The sequence below is a fragment of the Pseudoalteromonas shioyasakiensis genome, from assembly GCF_019134595.1.
GTDB classification, from domain to species: Bacteria; Pseudomonadota; Gammaproteobacteria; order Enterobacterales; family Alteromonadaceae; genus Pseudoalteromonas; species Pseudoalteromonas shioyasakiensis_A.
The window spans coordinates 842,795-869,367 of sequence record NZ_CP077771.1 but is presented as its reverse complement, the minus strand read 5'-3'; the positions used below and the strand labels follow the sequence as shown (position 1 = coordinate 869,367).

The following is a 26,573-nucleotide window of genomic DNA, read 5'->3' as shown; positions in this document are numbered from 1 at the left end:
GCTAAATTCGCACAGAATGCATATTACATGTATTATTTAAATACACATAAATTATACTTAACTTGCTGTTTTTAATGAAATGTTTCAGTTATTACAAATGTAACTTTATGTAGCGAAGGTGACAGCTGAATTGCTTAATAGTGATGATGTGCAGAGCAAAATTGGTCAGCTTATAGCTGACCAACTTCTTCGTTTACTTTACTTCTTACCACTCCTTCAAGGCTCTTTAAGCCCCATTGCTTACCAATCTCGACAGCTTCATCAATTGGCTTTTCCAAGGTTATGGCATTGTATAACGCTACAAGAGCGCCAACACGGTTGCTGCTCGCACAGTGAAGTAAGGTGGTTTGCTGTTGGTGCTCATTGAGTAAGGCCTGAAGCTTCGTGGCATTTTCAATGGTAATATCAGCTTTAGATTGCACAGGAATATGGTAATAGTTCATACCAAGCTCAGTGACTAAATCTTGCTCAGACCAATTCGTTTCGTTATCACCGCGAAGGTTGATGATGTTCACAATACCAAGTTGTTTTAACTTGGCAAAATCTGTTTGATTTGGCTGCCCTGAGGTTAATACATGCTCAGACTGCGCCTTAAGATTTAAAATATCTAGTTTCGTAGCAGCTGTTTGTGTTGCTAATGCTGAAAATGACAGCAGCGCAGCACAGGCTAATTGTATAAACTTATTCATGTTACTCCTTGAAAAGTATTTAATTTATTCTGTAGACGGTTTTACCACGGCTGATGGTTTCTACCACTTGCAAGTTATGTAGCTCTGCAGGCTTTATTTTCAACGGGTTGTTATCAAGGATAATTAAATCTGCTTGCATCCCTTGTTTTAATTGCCCTTTTGAGTTTTCTTCAAAGTGTTGATACGCAGGCCATGTCGTCATTGCTTGTAGTGCAGTATACACAGAAACGCGTTGTTCTGGGCCTAAGACCTGATCTGTTCGGGTCGTGCGGTTCACTGTTGCATCTAATACACGCAGTGCGTTTGGCAGAGCTACAGGCGCATCATGATGGGTGCTGAACATTAATCCTTGTTTGCGAACCGCATGAGTGGGCGAAATAAAATCGGCACGGGGGTGACCAAGTACCGAATTTACATGCCAGTCGCCCCAATAAAAGGTATGCATTGGGAAGAGCGATGGAAATATGCCTAATTCTTTAAGACGGTTTACCTGATCTTGACGAATAGTTTGACCATGAATCAGTACAGGGCGGCGGTCTTTTTTACCAAGCTTTTTATTGGCATTTTCAACAGCATTTAAAAATTGCTCAATGGCGGCATCACCATTTGCATGAGTCATCACTTGCCAGCCATTGGCAAAGGCCGTTTCAATATACTGATAAGCTTGTTCATCATTAAAAGTAGGGTAGCCTGCATAGCCTTGCTCTTGGCCTTCGGGTGCTTTTAAGTATGGATGAGATAACCAAGCGGTTTTCCCTTGTGGTGAGCCATCAAAGTTAAGTTTTACACCACCAATACGAAAATGATTCGTGTAGTTTTTGCTATTATAGCTTGAGTCCATAAAGCTGCTACTGGTAGCCATATCGGCATAGGCAACCACATCAATGATAAATTTATCCGCTTTGGATGATCTTACCATCGAATCATAGGCTTCTTGAGTTGTTCGTCCTTCTTGTGCTGTGGTGTAGCCGTATTTTGTGTAGAGATTTTGCCCTTCTTGCAGCATTAAATCTTGTAAGTCAGGATCAAACGACTGCATGAGTTTAAACAGTAAACCAAAGTGCGCGTTTTCTTCGAGCACCCCATTGGGTTCTTGTGAATTGGCCATACGACGAATTAGCCCACCGTCAGGATTGTCTGTGTTTTCGTCGATGCCGGCCATTGCTAAGGCTTTACTGTTTGCAACACTTAAGTGCCCAGAGGTATGAATAATAATGACTGGCTTTTCGGTGCTAACGCGGTCTAGGTCCATTTTAGTCGGGTATCTATCAAGCTCAGCATCATCGTAACCAAAGCCTAAAATAGCACCCGTTTTTTCAATAAATGTGATGTAGTCAGGGTTATTTTGTGCGGCGGTGAGAATATTAACGATTTGCTCAACGGTATTAGCATCACCATCTGGGCTAGGTAATACATTGGCTACCATGGCTTGCAAACCAACACCATAGACATGGCTATGGCCATCAACAAAGCCTGGCATTAAGGTTTTACCTTGTAGATCAACTAGCTTTGTTTTGCCAAACTTATGCTCAAGCGCTTTGTTTTTATCACCCACAAAAATGATTTTTTCTCCTTGCGTTGCGATTGCTTGCACATACTCTGGTTCATCGCCAGTCATTGTAAGAATATCACCACCATAATAAATGGTATCTGCTGCACTTACTTGCAGTGGTAGCGTTTTAGTTGTTTGTTCTGGGGTTTTATCACAAGCCGTTAAGGCAAGTAATGAACAAGCGATTGCGAGGTGATGTTTCATATAAATCTTCCATGAATTTTGATTATGTCTAAGAATATAGTCTGTTTAAAAGTTTTTTCTTTATAAAGTAGTATTAAATTTCGTTAAAGTACAAGACAATAGCAGCACCATCGAGGCTACTACCGTTGTGAATGTTAATGCCGATACCAAAGTTGTCAAACCACGAGGTCCACTTCCTACTATCCCATAAAAAGCCGATACCGTATTCATAAAAGTGATCGGTCCCAAAGGCTACGCGACTATCGCCGCCTAAATCGATTCGCTGGCCTTTGATGTAAAAAGCTTGCTCAAAAAGCCCTATTTTGAACATGTTAAATTTAGCTTTAATACCATTGAGTGTGCGCCATGTTTCGGGTGCTGCATTGCTTATCCCATCAGGGTGAGAGAGTGCCCAGCCATAGTAGTAATTGAAGTTAAGCTTGTACTCGTAATAGCCCCAGCGCCTAGGTAAGCGATAGATCATGGTCGCATTTGGGTTTAACACCAGTGCATTACTATTGAGGTTGGTGTAAAGATTTTCAGCTAAAGGCTTGAAGTTACGTCTAGACTCGGGAGAGTTATACTCATAGTCATTGTTGTAATGTAAGTAGTGAGTGTTAAAGCCAAATTGATATGACCATTTAGAGCCAAGAGCTTTTCGGCATTAAAGCCGATCATGCCGTTATATACCGTTTCTGAAATGTAGTCGTCAGCCACATTATCAAATAACGAAATGAAATCTGATTGATTCAAATAGCTTACCCTACCAGTAAGACTAAGTTTGTGTTGATAAATAGGCTCATCAAGCTGCCAAGTGTAAGGAATACTGTAGAGTCTGAGCTTTTTTCTAAGCGCGATACTGTCTTCATCTCTATTGGCATGTTGCAGGTCAAACAGTGTTTGTGGATCAAAGTCACCTATACCTAAGGTAATACTGTCACCATCAGTTAAAACTAACGACGTTGCAAATGCAGTTTCGAGTTGCTTGGTTGGGTTTGCATAGCTGCTCGCGCAAAACACACACGTCATCATTATGCAAACAGTTAAATACGATATGACCTTGTTATTCATTAAAAAATTAACTCTCGCTCAAAAGCATTAAATACCTAAGGGTATAAATTTAGCTGTACTAGTCCCTAATTGCTATTCAAGTCATACAAAGGTTCTTTCTCGGAACTAATAACAAAGACTGTCGGAATTTTCACATACCCACCTTGAATCAGAATTTTCCCATTAGAATGGGTAGGATTTTAATCTAATGTAAATGGCATGTACAAAGTGGATGTTCGTAATTAACAGTGGATTCGTTGCAACAACAATTAACCTGTTAAAGAGGTCTCCACTTTGAAAGCTTCATACTTTTCCACTAGTCAAAATGGTTTTGTTCTTAAGTCTGCGACAGTCATTCTATTTGCTGGGTCTCTATTTTGTAGTCAACAGAGTAAAGCTGAACAAACAGGTTGGTTTGTTTCTGGGCAAATAGGCTCAGCCTCCACAGACATTAGCACAAAAAGCCTAAAATCATCACTCAATGAACAAGGGACCTTGATTGATTCTATTTCGGTTAAAGACTCGGATACGGGTTACCAAGCTGCAATCGGTTATAAATTCAATGCAATCTATTCACTGCAAGTTGGTTATGTAGATTTTGGTGAGAGACATTTTAGTTTTACTGGCGAAGTCACCGACTTAGATAACTTTAACAGCACCATGAAACAAGTTTACCCGGAATCAGCAACTGGGCCGCAAATATCACTGTTAGCGTCTTGGCCAATTACCAAAGAAATATCGCTGACAGCTAAAGTGGGGTATTTAGATTGGCACCAAGATTACCAATATCAAGCAGATTCCTCACAGTTAGTTAAAGCAAAACGCAGTGGTAACAGTGTCACCTATGGCGTTGAAGCAAGTTTTGACCTCTTTAAAAATACCCAGATTTTTCTAAGTTACGACCATGCAGCGCTGGATTCAACTGATGCTTCGATGCTCTCAATTGGCGCAAGATATTACTTCGACTAACCCATTATCGATGTACGCAAGAGGCGTACATTTTAAATTACCTCAAGGAATAGCTGAGAACATGAGTAAATCATTGTTGATGACATTACTCACAGCTTAAAATTTTTACAGGAACACGACGTCATGCTATCAACAATTATTAAATACCTATACCTCATAGCGCTTATTGCGCCTATGTCTATATTGGCTATGCCGATTACAATTATCGCACCTACTCAGACCTTCACACTCGATGTTGAGCCAAGCGACAGCATTGAAACGGTAAAAGGCCTTGTTGAGCAGCAGACGAGTATTGAGCAAGCTCGGCAGATCATCACCTTTAATGGTCAAACATTAGAAAATGGTCGTTCGTTGTCAGATTACAATGTGCAAAAAAATTCAACACTTAATGTAACCAAATCGAATGAAGCGCCTAGCTTGAGCGTTAGTGCCTGGGAATTAGTTGGCAGTGCTAAATTCGCGGGGTCATCTAAAAGTGGTATCCATTCAAGAATTAGGCTTGATGCTAACGATGTGCCTTGGGTAATTTTCGCTGATACATCAACGAAAAATGGCAGTGTCATGAAGTTCAATGGTACAGATTGGGAGTATGTCGGAAATAAAAATATTGCAAATGGAAACATTTATTACACAGATCTAATTTTTGATAGTAATAATACTCCGTACGTTTCTTTTGCTGATGAAGGTAACTCTGGCAGGCTAAGAGTGTTGAGTTTTGATGGGAGTACTTGGAATGATGTAGGTTCACTTATATCGAGCGGCTTAGGTTTTTTCTCTAATTTAGCATTTGATAATAATGGTGTCTTACATATTGTTTATAACGATAGCAATTTCAGCAATAAAGCTGTTTTAAAAAAATATAATGGTGCTAAATGGGTAGGGATTGGTGTTGAAGGGTTTTCACCTTCAAAAGTTGGTTATACTGATCTTGCTTTTGATAGCACAAATACTCCTTACGTTTCATTTAGAGACTTTTCTCTAGCTTCCTCTGGTGCTTCAGTTATGTCGTTTAATGGCTTATCTTGGGGATATGTAGGCGAAGCAGGTATTTCAAATGTCGATGCAAACTACACGACAATAGCAATTGACAGCAAAGACAATGTTTTATTGAGTGCTCCAACTGAGAACAGCCGATTTACAAAGGGGCTTACACTTTATAAATTTGATGGCACAAGCTGGACATCACTTCACGAGAATATCACAGGTAATGAAGTATTTTATCCTGATTTTGTATTGGGGGAAAACGACATTCCCTTTATATTTGCCACAGACTATGGAGTTGATCCAGCAAGAGGGAGTGTTGTAACTTATCAAAATAGCACTTGGCAGTTTGTTGGAGCTAGGGGATTTACCGAAAAGTTCACTGACTTTAACCGTATAGCCCTTGATAGCCAAAACACACCTTATGTTTTTTATGCCGACGGTAGCTCAATTGCGTTAGGCACTGTAAAAAAATTTACTTCAACATCATTCTCTGATTCATCTAATTCTATTAATCAAGGAGAATCAATAGGAAACCCGCTTCAAGGTGTAAAAGTTTCTGATAATGATAGCGATAGTATTTTATTAACCATTTCACTTTCGGATACTAATGCAGGTGACTTTTCAGGTAGTGCTAGTGGAAGCGCAGTTTATAACTTTGATGCAAGTTCAGGTGTATTAACAATCTCGGGCAGTGTCAGTGATGTAAATGCGAGTATTGATAACTTAACCTTTACTCTTGATAGTAACTACACAGGTGAATTCACATTCACGAGCGAACTGATTGATGGCACTGAGAGCGCCTCGCCTGTAACTTTAACTTATAACGTAGTTAAAGTTAACAAAGCCCCGTCTATTAGTGTTAATAAAGGCCTTTTAATTGATGAAGGTGCAGCAAAAGTAATTTCTACTTTGAATTTATCTGCAACTGATCCTGATGACTCTGGTACAGGGCTTACATTTACGCTTAAATCAGTACCTACTAATGGCAGCTTGTTTGTAGATGCCAATGATAATGGCAGTTTAGACTCAGGTGAGGGACTTGCATTAAACTCAACGTTTACCCAGCAAACACTAGATGATTCTATTCTTTATTATGAGCATAATGGTAGTGAAACTACGTCAGATAGTTTTAATTTCGACTTAGCTGATGGGGGAGAAGACTCTGCCGAACCAATAACAAATCAAATGTTTAGTATCACAATTACGCCGGTTAATGATCTACCCGTCATTGAATCTGAACCTGTTACAGTTGTGCAAGCTGGTCAGTCATATACATATAAAATTATAGTAACCGATGCTGAAAATGATGAGATAATAATAACGGTTTCTTTCGGCGACTCCTATCCTCACTGGATCGGATATAATGCGACAACGAGAACGATAACAGGTTTTCCAGAGCAATTGGATATTGGCACTTACCCTATCACGATTTATGTAACTGAAAATGGAGTTGAAAAACTTAAACAAGAATATTCTTTAAATGTAATCCGCAAGAACGAGGCACCTGTGATAACATCTTCAGCTCCGGTTTGGGCAACTGAAGACACTGAATATTTATATTCAGTTAAGGCAAGTGATGCCGATATGGGTGATACGCTTACATTTAGTGCAATTGGTCTACCTAGTTGGTTAACAATGGATGCTAAATCTGGCGTTTTATCAGGCACGCCGACAAATGATGATTTAGGCACGCATGCGGTTGCAGTGGTTGTAACAGATTCTTTAAATGCATCTGACAAGCAGGATTTTGTGATTAATGTTGCTAATGTAAATGATAAACCAACTATCACATCTAGCCCTGTCATAACAGCAACAGAGGGCGAGCTCTATAGTTATAAGTTTACTGCAGTAGATGTTGATCCTGGTGATTCGATCACATACTCAGGTTTAAATCTGCCTTCTTGGTTAACCTTTAATAGTGTCAGCCAAATCTTAAGTGGTACTCCCACGAACGAAAATGTTGGGAAACATGCGATTACCTTGCTTGCTGTTGATTCAAAGAAAGAAACAAGTACTCAGAAGTTTACGTTGACGGTAATGAATGTAAATGATGCACCTGTTATTTCGTCAACACCTATCACAACAGCGACAGAGGACAGCATTTATAACTATACATTGAGTGCAACTGATGTTGACAAAGGCGATACGCTGACTTATTCAGCTAAGACGCTTCCTAGTTGGTTAAGCTTAAATGCTGCGACAGGTTTAGTGTCTGGTACGCCAAGCAATGATGATGTTGGCACGCATACGGTAAGTTTAACGGTTACTGATAGTGCAAAAGAGTCTGATTCTCAAATGTTTTCTATTACCGTTGAGAATGTAAACGATGCCCCTGTATTTTCATCTACGCCGATTACAACCGCAACCGAAGATGAGCAGTACAGCTATACCGTTTCTGCAACTGATGTGGATGCTGATGATAGTCTTTCTTATACAGCTCTTGGTATGCCAAGCTGGTTAACCTTTGATGATACTACACTTACCCTGAGCGGCACACCCACGAATGATGATGTAGGTACGTACAACATTACGCTTATTGTCACTGATGCAAGTAAAGAGGAAGCAAAGCAGGAGTTTACCCTGAATGTTGTGAATGTTAATGATGTGCCAGATGTACATGATGATAAAGCAAGCGTTGATGAAGATAATAGTGTTGCTATTAATATTTTAGAGAACGATTCAGATGTTGATAATGACTTAAACCCTGCCAGTGTTCGCGTAGTAACAGCACCAACGCTTGGTAAAACGAGTTTAAATACTGCGAATGGGGTTATTACCTATACGCCGAATGAAAATGTCAATGGCTCTGATTCTTTCACTTATACCGTCGATGATTTAGAAAATGGGCGCTCAGCTATTGCGACTGTTTCTATTACCATCAACCCGGTTAATGATGCACCATTTGCTAAAATTGATACGGCCATAACTGAAGAAGACATGGCAATTGAAATTGATGTCGCACTAAACGATTCAGATTTAGATGAAGGTGATTCACTCGATTTATCTAGTTTAGAAGTCGTCACAGCGCCAGAAAATGGTAAGGCGAGTGTGCAAAACAAGCGTATTCTTTATACCCCAAACACGGACTTTAATGGCAGTGACACATTTACATATCGTGTGGCAGATGAATCTGGAGCCATGTCTAATCAGGCCAGCGTAATGGTCACAGTAGGTGAAGTTAATGATGCGCCAATTGCATTAAACGATGTAGCTGAGCTTGATGAAGATGCCTCGATTGAGCTGTCGATTTTAGACAATGACCTTGATGTAGATAGCGATTTAACAATTGACAATGTGACTATTACCCAAGCACCAGCACACGGTAAAGTCAGCATTAATAGTGCATCAGGAACCATCAGTTATAAACCAAACGCTGATTTCTTTGGCAGCGATAGCTTTACTTATAGCGTGAAAGATGACCAATCATTAATCTCAAATATCGCCGAAGTGAAATTAACCGTGAATAGTGTGAATGATGCACCAGTGGCTAATAATGATGTTGCTCAATTGCTCGAAGATACAGCTCATAGCATTAATGTACTGGGTAACGACTTAGATGTAGATGGTTCGCTTAATAAATCAAGCCTTGAGGTTTTTACTGAGCCAGAACATGGTAGTACACAAATTGTTGACGGCATGATCAGCTATACGCCTAATGCTAATAGCAATGGTGAAGACAGCTTTAGTTATCGTGTTAAAGATGATTTGGGTATTTGGTCAAATAATGCAACTGTATTCATCACAGTAACAGCTGTGAATGATGCACCGCTGGCAAATAATGATGCAACACAAATTGATGAAGATGAGAGCGTTATCATCGATGTGACAGGCAATGATTCTGATGTCGATGGTAGTATTGACGAGGACTCAGTTAAGATTGTTACTGAACCTGCATTTGGTAACATTATCAATAATATAGATGGTACAGTTACTTATACCCCAGTTAGCAATTACGTCGGCTTTGATAGCTTTACTTACTCAGTAGTTGATAATGAAGGTGCAGAGTCAAATACGGCATCAGTGACTATTACTGTACTCGCTGTAAATGATGCGCCACTGATTGAGTCAGCGCCAGTCACTTCAGCGACACAAGATGAAGCGTATAGCTATGTACTTGTTGTCAATGATGTAGACAGTGCTGATAGCTATAAATTGAGTGCTACAGAACTGCCAAGCTGGCTTGACTTTAACCCTGACACAGGTGAGCTAAGTGGTACACCAAGTAATGATGATGTGGGCACTCATGTTGTTACCTTATTAGTAACTGATGCTGAAGGATTAACTGATACACAAACCTTTGTTATCACAGTGGCCGATGTTAACGATGAAGCAACGGGTGGTATCAGTATCAGTGGTGAGGCAAAACAAGGTGAAACTTTGCGTGTTGAGTCAACCATTGAAGATGCAGATGGATTGGGTGAATTTACCTACCAATGGATGCGCAACGGGGTGTTAATTACAGGCGCAACACTGTCTGAGTATATGCTAACCGATGCTGATATCGGTGCGACGATTACTGTTGTCGTAACCTATGTTGATGGCAACGGTAATACTGAGACCTTTACATCAGGTGCTACTAGCCCAGTTATTATTGCTAACGTTGCGCCTGTGGCTAGTGGTGAGCAATTCAGTACCAATGAAGACGAGAGCATCACCTTTACACTCGGGTACTTTGATGAGAATGGTGACGAGCTGACATTCAACTTAGTCACACCTGTTAGCAATGGTACGTTAACGATGGATGCTAATCGTTTTATGTATCAACCAAATGCAGATTTTAGTGGCTCTGATAGCTTTAGTTATAGCGTCTCTGATGGTGTTTTAACCTCTGAGCTAGCAACAGTCACTATTGTAGTGAACCCAGTTAATGATGCACCTGTTGCTACACCAGATAACTTTACGGTTAATGCTGACTTAAATGAGTATGTCGTACTTGATGTGTTAGCGAATGACATTGATGTTGATGGTGATGCACTGACATTAGTTAAAGCGCTTGCAAGTGTTGGTAGTATTCGAATTGTTGATAATAAGCTTGAATATTTACCGCCTGTTGGCTTAAACGCAGATGTAACTATTACTTATCAAATTAAAGATGCAAGTGGTGAAGTGATAGATGTAACACTTATCGTTAAAGTGGTATCAACGGTGTCTGATATAACTATCACAGCACCTGAAGATAAAACGATTGCATCAGAAGGACTGTTCACTAAAGTGAATATGGGGACGGCTGTTGCATTGGATTCACTAGGTAATCCAGTGCGAGTTACGGCAAGCTCTAAAGGCTTCTTCGCATCGGGCACGCATACCGTTGTCTGGAGTGCCGGTGAAGGGAGTGACCAAGTTACAGCAACGCAATTGATCCATGTAATCCCACAAGTTAATTTCAGTAAAGATCAAACTGCAACTGAAGGAACAAGCGTCATCATTAAAGCGATTCTCAATGGTGATGCAGTAACTTACCCTGTAGTAGTGCCATTTACAGTCTCGGGGGATGCAATTATGGGAGACGACCATGACTTATCTGAAGGTGAATTTACCTTTAAGCAAGGTCAACGTGAAGCTCAATTGATAGTTAACCTTGTTGAAGATGACTTACCAGAAAACACAGAAACATTAACTGTGCATTTTCAAGAGCCTAAAAATGCAGTTGTGGGTCCGTTAGGTTCACATACACTAACAATTGCAGAGGGTAATGTTGCGCCAAGCGTAGAATTATTTGCAGCTCAGCAAGGTGTGGGTACGCGTCTTATTGATAAACAGGCCGGTGAAGTAACTATCAGTGCATTAGTGACAGATGCAAACCTCGCCGATATCCATGTATTTGACTGGCAAGTGTCTGATGAAGCAATCATTGATGCAGATGTAATTGATGACCAACTTAGTTTTGACCCAAGCATACTCGCTGAAGGTGTTTATGAATTTATGGTCACTGTTGATGATGGTGACAAGACTGGCACAGTGAAGCTTTCACTGACAGTGCTTGATTCATTACCTGAGTTATCAGCTATTGATTCAGACTTTGATGGGATCAATGATGATGAAGAGGGTTACGCCGACAGCGATAACGACGGTATTCCAGATTATCTAGATGCCAGCTCACTAGCAACTAATGTTGTTCAAGAGAAACTGGTCGAAAGCGAATTTTTCTTGATGGAGACAGAACCAGGACTTCATTTTAGCTTAGGTAACGTTGCTTTTAAAGCCTCTGGTAGCAACACCGCTATTACTGAAGACGATGCAGTGAAGTATGGACATAACGGCTTAGGTGCGAATGCTGACGATGGGTTTGACTACATCAGCGGCGTATTTGATTTCAATGTAAATGAAATTCCAGTTGCGGGTCAGTCTGTGAGCATAGTGATAGCACAGTTTAGTCCAATTCCGAGCAATGCTGTTTATCGTAAACTGATGCCTACTGGCTGGACTGAATTTGCAGTCGATAGTCGTAATAGTATTGCATCAGCACAAGGTGCTGAAGGATTCTGCCCACCACCACAGGATGCGCAGTACACACAAGGGCTTACCGAAGGTCACTGGTGTGTTCAACTTACGATTGAAGATGGTGGTCCAAATGATGCCGATGGCCAAGTTAATCGTGCAATTGAAGATCCAAGCGGTATCGCAACTTTAGATACGAATAACAGCCAACCAGTAGCTATGGATGATGTTATGACGGTGAAACGTAATATCAGTGCATACCTTGATGTTTTAGCTAATGATACAGATGCAGATGGCGATTTATTAACTCTAACATCGGCAACTGTTGATATTGGTGAAGTGAGTATTGTTAATAATGAACTGCACTTTAGTCCACAAGCTGAACATCTAGGTACAGCCACAATAAACTATGGCGTATCTGATGGTAATGGCGGCTCAGCATTTGCAGCTGTGACTGTTGAGGTTGTTGAAAACACAGCACCACAAGTGAGTGCAATTATTGATGTTACAACAGATGATCAAAACCCAATTAACATCGACATAGTAGGCAATGTTACTGATGATGATAATAATGATTTCACCATTATTTCTGCATCAGCTAATAATGGGGTGGTTGTTATCAATGATGACGGCACACTTACCTATACTCCAAATGTCGGTTTTGATGGCACTGATACAGTAACCTTTATTATCTCTGATGGTGATGGCGGAACAACCCAAGGGCAGTTTAATGTGGTTGTTAAAGCCTATAAAAAAGTGATTGTTGAGCATAAAACAAGTGGGGGAGCGCTACCTCTGAGCTTAATCTCATTGTTGTTACTGCTAGCGTTTATTAGATGCTATCAGTATCGGGCTCGCCGTTAACAAGCAAAAAGCCAAGCATTCGCTTGGCTTTTTACATCTTTTGTAATACCAATCCGCAATAATACTTAATCATTTTGAGGGATTAAACCTGTCGCTATCTGCGTTAAAAATTTCTGATTTAGAACAACTAAATAACGAAATTTTTGCCTTGCTATCAACGAGGTTTTATTGCCTCAAAATAGATCACTTAATTAAGCGAATTGGTATAAAATAGGTTAAGGCTGATAATAAATTGGTGATTCAGGGCCAACAGGGAAGCCCAGTACAAACACCCATAAGTAGAATAACGCGACCCAACCAACAAAGAAAATCATGCTGTAAGGAAGCATGGTCGCAACCAATGTACCAATACCCATGTCTTTCTTATACTTAGTGGCAACAGCCAGTATCAAGCCAAAGTAACTCATCATTGGGGTGATAAGGTTAGTAACCGAGTCACCAATTCGATACGCCGCTTGAATAGTTTCTGGCGCGTAGCCTATTAGCATTAACATTGGTACGAAGATAGGTGCAGTTACAGCCCATTGCGCTGATGAAGAGCCTAAGCTTAAGTTTACTAATGCACACATTAAAATGAATAGCACGAAAACTTCTGGGCCTGTTAGGTTTAATGCTTGTAACAGAGCAGCACCGTTAATGGCTAAAATCGTACCTAGGTTGGTCCATTTAAAAAAGGCAACGAACTGTGCTGCAAAGAAAACCAGCACAATATACATCCCCATCGAGCTCATGCTTTTACTCATGGCATCGATGACATCTTTATCGTTTTTCATGGTGCCTACGACACGGCCGTAAACAAAGCCTGGAATACCGAAAGTAACAAAGATAAATACCACAATGCCTTTTAAAAATGGCGAGTGTGCAACAAGGCCTGTTTCTGGGTTACGCAAAATGCCGTCTTCAGGAACAATTGTCCAAGCAAGTAATAATGAAACCACTAACAGAGAAACGCCCGCCCACTTAAGACCTGACTTTTCTTTATCGGTTAGACCGGCAATGTCGTTCTTTGGCAAATCATTGCTTGCTTCTTCAGGGTTGTACTTACCAAGACGTGGTTCAACGATTTTTTCAGTAACCAAAGTACCTAGAGTGGCAATTAAAAATACCGAAATCATCATGAAATACCAGTTTGCTTCAGCGCCAACTTGGTAGTTCGGATCAATCATTTGTGCAGCAGGTGTAGTGATACCTGCAAGTAGCGGGTCAATGGTGCCGAGTAATAAGTTGGCACTGTAACCACCTGAAACGCCGGCAAATGCCGCAGCAAGACCGGCAAGAGGGTGACGACCAAGGCTGTGGAATATCATGGCTGCTAATGGAATTAGTACAACGTAGCCAAGTTCTGATGCCGTATTTGATAGAATCGCAGCAAACACTACCATAAAAGTAACTAGACGCTTAGATGCGCCCATTACCATGCCGCGCATAGCAGCAGAGAGTAAACCAGAGTGCTCTGCAACACTCACACCTAATAAAGCAACCAGTACCGTGCCAAGTGGTGCAAAGCTCGTGAAGTTAGTAACAAGGCCAGTGACGATACGCTGCAGGCCTTCGGCGCTAAGTAGGCTGACAACTTCAATAACACCATCAGGATCGCGACCAGCAGCACCTTCTGGGCGTGGGTCGATAGCACTTAAACCATACCAATCGGCAATGCCGCTAAAAACTATAATGGCAACGCAGAACATTGCAAATAAAGTGATAGGGTGAGGGAGCATATTACCCAAAAATTCAACAGTGGCTAAAAATCGGTTAAACAACCCATTATTACCACCCTCATGGGTGTTGTGAGAGTTTATAGTTTTTGACATGTCCAGTTCTCGTTATTTCAAAATGGCGCTAACCTAGCATTTTTTACCGGACAGATCATGTTTTAGCGGTGGGATATCTAATAGGTACGTTCCAATACACCCTTATATAGCAAGGGGTAGCGGCGCAAACGTTTGCCGATGTAATCATCGGCTAAAATTTGCGCACAGATTTGCTCTACATCGTTACTTGCTTCAAATACCCAATCAAAGCGCTCAATAGCAAGCAAAAAGCCACGCTTGAGGAACTGTTGTTCGCGATAGTAGCTAAGGTTTTCGCGAATGATATCTAACTTATCTGGGTTAGATTTTAGCTCATTAATAACTTGGTTGATAAATGCCTGCTGTTGCTTTGACTCAGCTTTTACCCGTCGTTTCATTACTTCTTTACAGTTCCTGTTCTGCGATATAAAGCACTTTCTTTAAAAAGTCTTCTTTGTTCTTTTCATGTTGATAGTCAAGGTGATAGGTATTATGAAAGCCAAAGCGCAGTAACACGCCACTGCCTTTTAGATAGACCGTATAACCATCGATATCCGAAAAAGCGCAAATACCCTCATAAAGCTTTCCATCTTCATGATCTTCACCGTGTTGAATGATTTTTTCATACACAGATAGAATTAATTTACCGTCTAGCTCATTTTTCATGATGACTCCTTTTTGAAGTAATACGTTTCAGACCTGTAAAAAGTTTACTGCTATTTTATGCAGGTCTTAACTGTGATGTGTATTTTTAAAACCTTACTTTGCGATAAATCACTAAACTCACATTTAGTCAGTAGATGTCGAAAATTTACAATATTTTCTCTTACCTTAAACTTAAGATAGATTTTATTTGAGGGACGCACAATGAAATATAAGTTTATACCCCTGATACTGCTAACAGGTTTGTTGCTTGTGAGCCAAGACACATCGGCGAATACAACCCCTTTGGTGTTAGAAAATGAAGCAGGGAAAATAGTCAAACTTGACAGTTACTTGGGCGAAAAACCCGTTTACTTAAAGTTTTGGGCTACTTGGTGCAAGCCATGTATGGAGCAAATGCCGCATTTTCAGCATGCTTATGAGCAATATGGCGATAAAATTCAATTTGTGGCTATTAATATTGACCTTAATGATGACGCAAACGCTGTTGCTAAGGTTAAAGAGCGTTTTTCACTCACTATGCCACTATTTACAGATCACACAGCCCAAGTTGCTAAACATTATGAATTTATGGGCACCCCCTTTCATGTATTGATCGATAGTGATGAAAAGGTGATTTTTCAAGGCCACGAAGCTGATAAACCGCTTGATAACACGTTACGTTTGTTATCACACAATGGCAAAGTTGATAAAGCGCGTTTACTAGGCGAAAAGCACGGCCAAGCGACTCCTTTGGTTATTCCGAAACAAGGCAAAAAAGCCGTGCTGTTCACCGCAACGTGGTGCGACTGGTACTTAGCCGACACGCGCCCTGCAATGGCAAAACAGTGTGTATTAGCGCAGCAACATGTTAATCAGTTGGCAAAGCAAGGAGTTGATGTCGAGGTCAAAGTGAGTCAGTTGTGGACTGACCAAAGTGCAGTGCAAGAATATGTTGATAAATTCGCTGCAACCATGCCGGTTTCAATCGATTATGGTAATGATTTATTTATCGAAAATGGCATTAATTCGGTTCCCAGTTTACTTCTCTACAACGATGGAAAATTAGTTTCTAAGCATGCTAAATTTTAGCTCAAAACCGCTTAATTTTGCTTTGTAATTATGCAAATTTAGCCTATGCTCTAGGCTCATTTTACAGTGAGCCTAGAGCATGATAGATAAGGCATTATTAGCAAAAACACGCGAGTTATCTGACCGATTAATCGCATTGCAAACACCCATTCGTATTCTTGATGCGATCAACTGGGATAAACAAATCAAAGAAGAGTTTTTTAAGCATAAATGCCAAAAGAACCCAACGGTTGATCAAGCCTATTACCAACAGCGTGACCTTGGTTTTGTACCAAGCGAACTGCGCCGTGCGTTTTCTGATTTAAATCGCGATATCATCAGCCAATTAGGGCAACTAAACCCGATTGCGCAATACATGAGCAAGATGTGCACTGAATATAAAACAGTACTTAGTATGATTGAATATCGTGGTACTCCTGAATTTCATGATTTGTCTGTTGAGCTGTTCGGTCATCCAAAAGATTTATTCCATGCTGGAGAGCCTTCACTTTCTGAGCTTGCAACCATGCTTGAACAGCCGCTAAAGAGTATGCTTGATGCGGATATTTTACCGGATGATCCAAAAAACATAGATGCGCAAGATGCAGTGAAAATTTTAGCATCGCAAGTGACTCAAACGATGCCGGGCATCGATGTTGAGGTTATTCTGAGCGACGGTATTGTCAGTGATGCTGCGGCAGGTGCAAATAATATCAAACTTAATCAAGATGTTAAATTTTCTCAAAGAGAGCTAGATATTCTTGAGGTGCATGAAGGCTGGATCCATGTCGGAACCACGCAAAACGGTCTTGCTCAGCCATATTTAACCTGTTTAAGTAAAGGCACACCGAGCTCTACAGTGACCCAAGAGGGCCTTGCGGTGTTGACAGAAATTATTACCTTAAAGTCGACGCCACGACGTTTAGCAAAATTAGTGAACCGTATTCAAGGTATAACCAAGGTCATTGATGGTGCGGAGTTTGTTGATATTTATCGTGATTATGTAGCGCAAGGTTTGAGTAAAGACGATAGTTATACACTTACTCAGCGGGTGTTTCGAGGCAGTACAGCAACAGGCTTACCATTTACCAAAGATATCGCCTACATCAAAGGTTTTGTGTTGGTGTATAACCTTATTCGGGTTGCTATTCAGTTAGGTCGAATTGATCAATTGCACTTATTATTGGTAGGTAAAATTTCGATTGATGATTTCAGACTGATATCACAATTACATGATTTAGGTGTGATTGAAGACCCTAAATTTATTCCGCCACACTTTAAAGACTTACGAGGGCTAGCAACCTGGCTAAGCTTTGGCCGTTTTATTGGTAACTTGTCGTTTGAACAATTAGAAAACGACTACAAACCACTCTTTCTTTAAACACAAAAAAATGCAGCTGGAATGAGCAGCTGCATTTTAAGAGTTAAAGCATGTTGCCTTACATGCTTTTAGTCGAGGAAACGATTAACCGGTGAGTGCGTCAACCCGCAGTATATCATTCAGTACAATAACTTCTGCACGTTTGAAGAAGTTAAAATCTGTTGCGGTTGCTAATGTGTAAGCACCCATCATACGGCTGATGATTAAATCACCATTGTTTAATTTTGGTAGCATGATTGACTCACTTACTACGTCGATGCTATCGCAAGTCGGGCCTGCTAACACTGACTCAACACGTTCGTTTGATTGTTTGAACGAGTCGATAGGGTATGAGGCTTCATCGAACAATAAACCACTGAATGACCCGTAAATTCCATCATCTAAGTAGTACCATGGCTTGCCATCACGTATCGCTTGACCCATTACCGATGCAACACTGGTTACAGCACTAGCAACAATGAAGCGACCTGGTTCAGCAATTACGCGAACTGTCTCTGGTAACTGTGCTAAGGCATCATTGATCGGCGCACAAAATTCCTCAATTGGCAGCACATCTTTGTTGTAAGGCACAGGGAAACCACCGCCGATATCAAGCGTACTAAGCGCAGGTAACCCTAATGCGGCTACGTCGTTAATCACTTGGTTACATGCAGCAATAGCAGTGACATACTTAGCTGGGCTCGCTGTTTGCGAACCAACATGGAACGACAACCCTTTGATACGAATACCTAATTGTTGTGCGTAGTTAATGATTTCAACGGCCATTGCTGGGGTGCAACCAAATTTTTTCGATAAATCTGCGAATGCCTCCGCATTACGAAAACTTAAGCGAACAAGCAACTCAACCTGGTCTTTGTATGCAATGAACTTTTCTAATTCATTGATGTTATCAACGACAAACACATTACAACCGTATTCAAGTGCATCACGGATATCACGATCACGTTTGATAGGGTGCGTGTGAATTGTACGATCACTCGGTACGCCTTGGCTGGCGACTAAGTCAACTTCGCCGCTGGTTGCTAAATCAAAGCTGGCACCTTCTTCTAAAAGCGTACGAACAACCGCTGGATGAGGAAGTGGCTTTAATGCAAAGTGTAAAACAACGCCAGGTAAAGCACGGCTTAATGCACGGTATTGATGACGGACAGATTCACAATCAAGCACCATTAATGGCGCGCCATGTTGTGCAACAAGTTGTTCAATAAATTGGTTTGATGGTTGTGCTACTGGTTCGTTTGCAGCAACCGACGCTGCAGGTACTTTGATTGTTAAGTCTTGTGTAATGGTTGAAATAGCCATTTTACTCTCCGGCAATTAAGCAACAGCTCGGAAAAAAATGGAAGCCCGAGTCAGTTGAGTGTTATTAAGCGCACAGTATGTTCTGTGCAATCAAATACACTCTTGGATAGTTGCTCTATCGCCTTGCTACAAACAGTGTTTGTAATGTACTCGGATTGGCTATCATCAAGAAGCGGCGAGATAATAGATCTGCTTTTTTATTTGCGCAAGTATTTTTTAATAATATTTCGAGTTATTTTTATACAGTAAATAAAGTTGGCTTAGTCACTGTTTTCAAAGCGTATCCCATAGCTTTTCGTATAAATTTTGAGCATGGCTTTTGCATCATCGGGGTTATTACTTTGGCTGTGTAATTGCTGAATATAGGCGGCCATTTCTGCACTTTTCATATAATTATTAAAAAGTTTAATTGCACGATAACCTGCTGCGGTTTTACTGCAGGTAAAAAAACCATTAATAAATTGAGGGTATTCTTTTATAGGTCGTGAGTTTATAAGCGTTAATTGCTTCGCGTCTAAGTGGGAATATATTGACTCTCGATACGCGACCATATAATCAATTCGACGATTTAGTAGTAACTTACTTAATTGTAAAAACGGGTTTTCACCATAGATGTGGGCTATTTTCGCATTATGCTTTTCAAAAATAGGATCCAGGTGTTGATAGCTTGTAGAGCCTATAACACCAAAAATTTGTTTATTTGCTAAAAGGCTTTCAACGGATACAGAAGATGGAAGATTGTCGATATTTGGCTTTAAAGCGAACAGTTGTCTTTGCATGTGCATATAAGTGGGCACGTTTGAAAACAACATGTTTTTAGCTCGTTCGGGAGTCTTAATCGCATTGTAAGTACAACTCGTTTTTTCGCTTGCTAGGCGTTTCATTAACCGAGCGTGATTAGTGAATTGGACACTGAGCTGAAATTCATCACTTAACGCAGGTTCAATCACTTTATAAAAGTGTTGATTAATGTTCTTTTCGTCATACTCATTCGCAAAATAGGAAGGAGATAGAATAGTTAAAGCACTCTTTTCATTCGCTTTAACAGTTATACTAATAAATGTTATAACAAGTATTAAAGGAAGGTTAAATACCCAAGCCATTTGATAAAAAAAACGATTTTTTTGATAGTTAAACGCTAGTTTATTCATAATGGCCTGAGTATTAAAATATAACTTATTTATCGAGCATTGGTGCTCTCAAAAATTTTGTCGGCAGATGCTGCTACAAAGCCCGTGTAAAGCTCGCCATCTGGTTTTGCATAACGCAGAGCGAACTCATAAAAACAACTCGGTACAGCAACAACACCATCGCTAAATTCAACTTCGCTGTCATCAGCCAGCGTTGAAGATTGCTCGAGTAATACTTCTGGTGAGCCTTTGATTTCGCCGCCAGATGTATTTAGCGCAAAACCCGCATCTTTAAGTGCTTGGTTTACACCTTCGATATCATCGAATTTCGCTAATTCATTGATGCTCACAGTAAAGTGATTAGCACGGTAACCCCATGCTGACATCCATGCTGCGTATTCGCTTTCTGCTAGCAGCTTTTTGTAAGTGTCTGAACTTACTTGCCAGTGTGTACCTGAATATAGGAAATTATCCGCTGTTACAGCGTCTTCGTCAATCTGTTCAACCATGTCGTTAACGATAGCTTGTAATTCTTCTGAGCATTGCTCAACAAGTAATTCAGAAATGAAAACTTTAGGTTGCTTAGGATCTGAATGTTCGAAGTGCTTTGCGTATAGTTTTTTCGCTTCGAAGTGATACTCGCCGCATTCTTTGTAGCCTACAGCTAAAAAGTGTGCAGCTAGTTTTTCTAAACCGATTTTTTCATGGTTAAAAGTACGTAGTGCGATGTGATCGTTAATCACGTCATCTTTTTGTGTTGAGCCAAGTAACTCATGTACTTTTACCGCCGATGGCGTAACTGATAAATAGTTGTCCCATAGGTTTTCAAATAGGGCATTTACATCTGTGTGCATGTTTAATTCCTTCAATTAAGGCGGCGAGGCCGCCAATCAATTATTCAATAATTAAGCCCGGCGCAAGGGTCTGTGGTAAGTTAACTTTTTCGGCTTCAACAGAAGCAACAGGGTATGCACAGTAGTCAGCAGCGTAATAAGCGCTCGCTCTGTGGTTACCACTGGCACCAATACCACCAAATGGTGCAGCGCTTGATGCGCCAGTAATTGGTCGGTTCCAGTTAACGATACCGGCACGAATACGTTTTAAGAAATACTGGTAGTCATCGCTATCATCACTTAATAAACCAGCAGATAAACCAAATGAGGTGTTATTTGCTTCATTAATCGCGCTATCGAAATCTGTGTAGCGATAAACCTTGATAAGAGGACCAAAGTGCTCTTCATCAGGCATATCTTTAACAGCCGTTACATCAATAATACCAGGGCTTACAAAACCAGTACCCGGTTCAAGATGCTTAAGTTCGACAAGAGAGGTTGCTCCCATATCAAGTAACTGCTGCTGAGCTGCAACCATACCTAACGCTGCTTTTTCGCTGATCATTGCACCCATGAACGGTTGATCTTCGCTGAAGCTGTCGGCTACTTTGATATTTTTTGTTGAAGCAATTAATTTTTCTAAAATTGCATCGCCATTTGCCGAGTTCTCAATGAATAAACGACGAGAACACGTGCAACGTTGGCCAGAAGTAATGAAACCAGACTGAACAATATCGTGAACAGCCGCACTTACATCTGCGACATCTTTTACGATCAGTGGGTTATTACCACCCATTTCCAGCGCTAAAATCTTACCTGGGTGACCTGCAAATTGCTTATGCAATAGGTGACCTGTATTTGAGCTACCCGTAAAGAATAAGCCATCAATATCTTGGTGAGATGCCAAAGCAATACCTGTGTCTACTTCACCTTGAACAAGGTTGATGACACCGGCTGGTAAGCCTGCTTTTAGCCAAAGTTTTAAGGTGAACTCAGCAACATGAGGCGTTAGTTCTGATGGCTTAAATACAACTGTATTACCCGCTAAAATAGCTGGCACAATATGGCCATTTGGTAAGTGACCCGGGAAGTTATAAGGACCAAACACCGCAACAACACCATGTGGCTTATGACGAATAAACGCTTTAGCGCCAGGCATTGGGTTTTCTGTGGTACCAGTACGTTCGTTGTAGGCTCTGATTGAAATGGCGATTTTACCCGTCATTGCACCTACTTCAGTACGTGTTTCCCAAAGCGGTTTACCTGTTTCACGGGCGATGATCGTTGCAAACTCTTCGCTGTGCTCTTTAAGCTCTGCAGCAAAGTTTTCAAGAATAACGATACGCTCTTCAAGAGTCATATCAGCCCAGCCTAGCTGCGCACTACGAGCTGCTTTTATTGCATCAGCGACTTGTTCAGCCGTGGCTGTTTTACCTTGCCAAACAACCTCGCCATTACTTGGGTTGATTGAACTAAAATCATGACCAAGGCCAGCTTGCCATTGGTTATCGATAAGTTGAGTTGTGACACTCATTTTAAACTCCTTAAGTGGTTACAAACGGAAGAACCGTGCTGCATCCCCTTGTTTTAATTTAAGTGCATCTGCCACTTCTTGGCTGATGATTAAGGTGTGCTTGGCGTGGTTATAATGAGCATGTTTGGTAAATGTGGCTCTAAAGTCATTCACACCATGGTTGCAGATAGCTAATGTATCTGAGCTTTGCTCATTGATATGCGCAAGCTCACCAATAGTGATAGGGCACACTTGTGACTCACGAACACTACGAATGTTGCCAAGTTTTGCTTCAACAGTTGGCCCTGCATCGAATAGGTCAACATAACCTCGGTGCTCAAACCCTTCTTTTTCTAGAAGTTTAAGTGCAGGCTTGGTTTTTTCATGAACCTTACCAATCACAGCTTGTGCTTTTTTGCTCAGTAAGTTGGCATAGATAGGGTACTTAGGCATTAACTCGCTGATAAAGACTTTATCGCCTAAACCTACTAAGTGATCAGCTTGCGGGAACTCAATGCTAAAAAAGTGTTCTTGTAACCACTGCCAAAAAGGTGAATGACCGTCTTCATCACTCACACCACGCATTTCTGCGATAATGGTGTCAGCAAAACGTTCGCTGTGCTGGGCCATAAATAAAAAGCGAGAACGTGATAAAAAGCGACCCGTTAAGCCTTTGCGGTTTTGCTCACGTAAGAACAAGGTACAAATTTCAGAGCAACCCGTATAGTCATTACACATACTCAGAATATCAACAGTGTTATATACGTTGAGAGTAGGTGAATGGTGAACAGTTTTACCTTGGTGGTAATGATACAAAGGAACCGACATTCCTACAGCAGCTTCGATAGCCGTTGTGCCGATAACGTCACCCGTTTTATTGTCTTCTAATACAAATAAATAGGTTTCGTCTTGTGGTTTATTAATATCTTTTGCAAAACTGCGTTCAGCGCGTTCAATTTTTTCTTGTAGTAAATTGTCGTCAACCGGTAAAGAGGTAAAACCATGACCAGATTCAACAGCAATTTGTTTTAACGCAGCAAAATCATTTGCTGTTATAGGACGTAATACTTGCATTAAGTGCACTCCAATGGCGCATGCTTAAAGCATGCGCCAACTAGGATTAACCGTTTACAACGTCTGCAACCGCTTTTTCAAAGCGAGCTAAACCTTCTTTGATATCCTCTAATGGAATCACTAAAGATGGCGTAAAGCGCACAACGTTTGTACCAGCAACAAGGCTCATTAAACCGTGTTTAGTGCTTGCTACTAGGAAATCACGTGCACGGCCTTCAAATTTGCTGTTAAGAACTGCACCTAATAATAGACCTTTACCACGTACTTCACTAAATACGTCGTATTTTTCGTTGATTGCTGCAAAGCCATCGCGTAAAAGCTGTTCACGCTCTTTAACACCTGCAAGTACTTCTTCATTATTAACAGTATCAAAAGCCGCTTCTGCTACAGCACATGCAAGTGGGTTACCGCCGTAAGTAGAACCATGTGTGCCTACTTTTAAATGCTCTGCAATGCTAGCTGTTGTGATCATCGCGCCAATTGGGAAACCACCGCCTAACGCTTTTGCTGTTGTTAGGATATCTGGTGTTACATCTAAGCCTTGGTATGCGTATAAATCACCTGTACGGCCAACACCTGTTTGTACTTCATCAAAAATAAGTAAAGCATTGTGTTTATCACATAATGCGCGAACACCTTTGATAAAATCGCTCGTTGGCGAAATGATACCGCCTTCACCTTGTAGTGGTTCCATCATTACGGCACATGTGTTGTCACTGATAAGCGCTTCAAAAGCAGCTAAATCGTTATAATCACAGTGATCAACAGCAGCAGGCTTAGGACCGAAACCATCTGAGTATGCCGCTTGACCACCTACGGTAACAGTGAAGAATGTACGACCGTGGAAACCTTTGTTAAACGCGATGATTTGGTTCTTTTGCTCGCCGTGTACATCTAATGCCCAACGACGCGCTAATTTTAATGCCGCTTCGTTGGCTTCTGCACCTGAGTTTGCAAAATATACTTTATCTGCAAATGTAGCGTCAGTTAACTTTTTAGCTAAGCGAAGTGCAGGCTCGTTTGTCATTACGTTTGATAAGTGCCAAATTTTTTCGCCTTGCTCTTTTAGGGCATTGACAAGAGCTGGGTGACAATGGCCTAAACAATTAACGGCAATACCACCTGCAAAATCGATAAATTCTTTACCGTTTTGATCCCAAACACGTGAGCCTTCACCGCGAACAGGAATCACCTCTGATGGGTTGTAGTTTGGTACCATTACGTCGTTAAAAAGTTCTCTTGTTACTTGCATTTGTTGCACCTAAATCTGGCTTAGTATGAAAAAAGTTAAATTGCAAAAAGTAGGTCAGTTAAGCCGTTCCTGCCTAATTAAGCACGATGAGATTATTTTTCTTATCTATTTTTCTTATTATCTGGGTTAGGGACTTAAATTTGCAGTGCTATTTTGTGAAAAATGACTAAAATAAAAAGCAAATTAACGAAAAGAGTAGTCAAAGTGATAACTTCACAAGATGAAAAACTATTAGCTATCTTAAGAACCAACGCGCGTGCAAGTATTTCTGACCTAGCGAGAGCGCTTAATTTATCGCGCTCAACTGTTCAAAGCCGAATGCTAAAATTAGAAGAAACCGGGGTGATCAAAGGCTACAGCGTAGACTATGGTGATGCCTATTTGAGCCAAATGGTATCGGCCCACGTTTCGATTAAAGTGAAACAAAAACTGACAACCAAAACGAATCTTGAACTAAAGCAGATTGATGCTATTTCACAGCTCTACGCAATTAGCGGTGAATTTGATTTGATTGCTGTTGTGCAAGCGCAAAACCTTGAAAAGTTAAGCCACCTATTAGATGACATTGGTAATTTAGATGGCGTTGAGCGAACAACGTCGTCAGTGATTTTAGAAACGAAGTTTAAGCGTTAACCCTATATCAGGTAAAACCGACTCTATTGTCTATAATAATTGTAATTCGTTAGTTATTTAGGCTTGTTTATATGCTTGCTTCATTATTGCTTTCTCTTACAGTAGCTCAGCCTTTTCAGTTGGGTACTAACCTGCCAATTAACGCACCGAACAATGCAATTACGCATGTTGAATGTATTTTTAAGCAAATCAATGTGCCATTTAAGTTACAGAAGCTACCTTGGTTAAGGGCAAAAAGAGAAGTGCAGCTAAATCGTCTTGATGGTTATTTTACTGCGAACCTGTTGTCACAAATGCAGCAATATGGTGAGCTCTCAGCACCGATGTTTTTAGAAAACTGGTACTGGTTTACCCATGTAGATTCGGCTTCAATAGCCAAACACGATCTTCGTTATGGCGTCGTAAGAGGGAGTCATCAGGCGGATTGGTATCAATTAACCAATCGGAAAATTGAAGTCGAAGTCAATACCACCCAAGAGCTTATAAAAGTATTTAAAAAGCAGCGGGTAGATAGAATTTTGCTTGATTTAGAAGAGTTTGAATTCAATGCTGTACAGTTACAAATAAAGCCTGATGAATACACACAAACATTCTATCGTTATGTACCTTTGGGCTTATTTGCTGCAAATAAAACGCTTGAGGAGTTTCCTGACTTTTTAAATGCCTTTAACAGCCACATAAGCAGCTGCTCACAAAGCCCTTTTGTGTTGTCAAAAATTGAAAAACTTACTTTAGTGCAAGGGCTTTTAGAAAAAATACAGCAATTAGCTAATTCAGAACAGGTGCAACAAGCAGTTATTAAAAGTAATCGGCAACCGCTCGCGCAGCAAGACCTCGATCAGCTTGATCATCAGTGGGCACAACAAGTTCGTGACAATACACCTATACTGGCAGAGCGCTACTTAAAACTTGAAGGTTCACAATTCTTACAAGTATGGCAAAAGCAGATGCAAGGTGTTATTACAGAAATAATAGTCACCGATAAACAAGGTAAAAATGTCATTATTAGTGAAGTCACAACTGACTATTGGCAGGGTGATGAAGCCAAATATTTAAATATGTACCAGCAAGATGATGACTATTATATTGATACAGTGGAGTTCGATGAGTCGACTAAACACTTTCAGGTACAGTTTAGTGTGCCCATATTTGATAAGGAAAATCAGCACATGGGAGTGCTGATATTAGGTGTAGATATCGAAAAAGCGCTCTCTAAATAACGC

Annotated in this window: 17 protein-coding genes and 1 pseudogene; 6 read left to right on the top strand and 12 right to left on the bottom strand. The window is 40.7% G+C overall.

Annotation, left to right across the window (positions count from 1 at the left end; genetic code table 11):
* Window positions 1–170 precede the first annotated feature (170 nt).
* The 3 genes and pseudogenes from KQP93_RS21285 to KQP93_RS21580 all read right to left on the bottom strand — a co-directional run bounded on the left by KQP93_RS21285 (window position 171) and on the right by KQP93_RS21580 (window position 3,453).
* Entirely contained in the window at window positions 171–689 is a 519-nt protein-coding gene (locus KQP93_RS21285; RefSeq protein ID WP_217877108.1) for a protein tyrosine phosphatase family protein, read from the bottom strand.
* Between the two features lie 19 nt (window positions 690–708).
* The gene (locus tag KQP93_RS21280) at window positions 709–2,445 is read right to left on the bottom strand and encodes an amidohydrolase (protein ID WP_217877107.1); all 1,737 of its coding nucleotides are present in this window, start codon (window positions 2,443–2,445) and stop codon (window positions 709–711) included.
* Between the two features lie 73 nt (window positions 2,446–2,518).
* Window positions 2,519–3,453 (bottom strand): annotated as a pseudogene (locus KQP93_RS21580) (Solitary outer membrane autotransporter beta-barrel domain).
* A 315-nt stretch (window positions 3,454–3,768) separates the two neighbouring features.
* Here KQP93_RS21580 and KQP93_RS21265 point away from each other — a divergent pair.
* Together KQP93_RS21265 and KQP93_RS21260 are read left to right on the top strand one after the other, a co-directional pair.
* Complete coding sequence (locus KQP93_RS21265; RefSeq protein WP_217877104.1) at window positions 3,769–4,443, top strand: outer membrane beta-barrel protein; 675 nt, start codon at window positions 3,769–3,771, stop codon at window positions 4,441–4,443.
* 123 nt (window positions 4,444–4,566) lie between these two features.
* A complete protein-coding gene (locus KQP93_RS21260; protein WP_217877103.1) occupies window positions 4,567–12,729 on the top strand; it encodes an Ig-like domain-containing protein in 8,163 nt (2,720 codons plus the stop codon).
* Between the two features lie 215 nt (window positions 12,730–12,944).
* Here the strand turns inward: KQP93_RS21260 and KQP93_RS21255 are convergent, their stop codons facing one another.
* The 3 genes from KQP93_RS21255 to KQP93_RS21245 all read right to left on the bottom strand — a co-directional run bounded on the left by KQP93_RS21255 (window position 12,945) and on the right by KQP93_RS21245 (window position 15,185).
* A complete protein-coding gene (locus KQP93_RS21255) occupies window positions 12,945–14,540 on the bottom strand; it encodes an AbgT family transporter (protein ID WP_217877102.1) in 1,596 nt (531 codons plus the stop codon).
* 77 nt (window positions 14,541–14,617) lie between these two features.
* The gene (locus KQP93_RS21250) at window positions 14,618–14,917 is read right to left on the bottom strand and encodes a hypothetical protein (protein ID WP_217877101.1); all 300 of its coding nucleotides are present in this window, start codon (window positions 14,915–14,917) and stop codon (window positions 14,618–14,620) included.
* 7 nt (window positions 14,918–14,924) lie between these two features.
* Window positions 14,925–15,185, bottom strand: a complete 261-nt coding sequence (locus KQP93_RS21245) for a DUF3081 domain-containing protein (protein ID WP_054554528.1) — start codon at window positions 15,183–15,185, stop codon at window positions 14,925–14,927.
* 201 nt (window positions 15,186–15,386) lie between these two features.
* Between KQP93_RS21245 and KQP93_RS21240 the strand changes: the two genes are divergently transcribed.
* Window positions 15,387–16,253, top strand: a complete 867-nt coding sequence (locus tag KQP93_RS21240) for a TlpA family protein disulfide reductase (RefSeq protein WP_217877100.1) — start codon at window positions 15,387–15,389, stop codon at window positions 16,251–16,253.
* Window positions 16,254–16,332: 79 nt separating this feature from the next.
* On the top strand, window positions 16,333–17,613 hold the full coding sequence (locus tag KQP93_RS21235) for a flavohemoglobin expression-modulating QEGLA motif protein (protein ID WP_217877099.1): 1,281 nt from the start codon (window positions 16,333–16,335) through the stop codon (window positions 17,611–17,613).
* An 84-nt stretch (window positions 17,614–17,697) separates the two neighbouring features.
* Here the strand turns inward: KQP93_RS21235 and KQP93_RS21230 are convergent, their stop codons facing one another.
* From KQP93_RS21230 to KQP93_RS21205, 6 genes are all read right to left on the bottom strand, one after another.
* Entirely contained in the window at window positions 17,698–18,915 is a 1,218-nt protein-coding gene (locus KQP93_RS21230; RefSeq protein ID WP_217877097.1) for a type III PLP-dependent enzyme, read from the bottom strand.
* Window positions 18,916–19,175: 260 nt separating this feature from the next.
* Window positions 19,176–20,066 (bottom strand): transporter substrate-binding domain-containing protein, encoded by an 891-nt coding sequence (locus KQP93_RS21225; protein ID WP_217877095.1) that lies wholly within the window; start codon window positions 20,064–20,066, stop codon window positions 19,176–19,178.
* Window positions 20,067–20,095: 29 nt separating this feature from the next.
* Window positions 20,096–20,899: a DUF1338 domain-containing protein gene (locus KQP93_RS21220; RefSeq protein ID WP_217877093.1), complete on the bottom strand. Its 804-nt coding sequence runs from the start codon at window positions 20,897–20,899 to the stop codon at window positions 20,096–20,098.
* 40 nt (window positions 20,900–20,939) lie between these two features.
* Window positions 20,940–22,412: a succinylglutamate-semialdehyde dehydrogenase gene (gene astD / locus KQP93_RS21215; RefSeq protein ID WP_217877092.1), complete on the bottom strand. Its 1,473-nt coding sequence runs from the start codon at window positions 22,410–22,412 to the stop codon at window positions 20,940–20,942.
* An 18-nt stretch (window positions 22,413–22,430) separates the two neighbouring features.
* On the bottom strand, window positions 22,431–23,465 hold the full coding sequence (astA, locus tag KQP93_RS21210) for an arginine N-succinyltransferase (RefSeq protein WP_217877091.1): 1,035 nt from the start codon (window positions 23,463–23,465) through the stop codon (window positions 22,431–22,433).
* Between the two features lie 46 nt (window positions 23,466–23,511).
* Window positions 23,512–24,717 (bottom strand): aspartate aminotransferase family protein, encoded by a 1,206-nt coding sequence (locus KQP93_RS21205; protein ID WP_217877090.1) that lies wholly within the window; start codon window positions 24,715–24,717, stop codon window positions 23,512–23,514.
* A 204-nt stretch (window positions 24,718–24,921) separates the two neighbouring features.
* On the opposite strand from KQP93_RS21205, the gene KQP93_RS21200 reads away from it, so the two are divergent.
* Both KQP93_RS21200 and KQP93_RS21195 read left to right on the top strand, forming a co-directional pair.
* The gene (locus KQP93_RS21200; RefSeq protein ID WP_054554593.1) at window positions 24,922–25,350 is read left to right on the top strand and encodes an Lrp/AsnC family transcriptional regulator; all 429 of its coding nucleotides are present in this window, start codon (window positions 24,922–24,924) and stop codon (window positions 25,348–25,350) included.
* 71 nt (window positions 25,351–25,421) lie between these two features.
* The gene (locus KQP93_RS21195) at window positions 25,422–26,570 is read left to right on the top strand and encodes a PDC sensor domain-containing protein (RefSeq protein ID WP_217877089.1); all 1,149 of its coding nucleotides are present in this window, start codon (window positions 25,422–25,424) and stop codon (window positions 26,568–26,570) included.
* The last annotated feature ends 3 nt before the right edge of the window (window positions 26,571–26,573 follow it).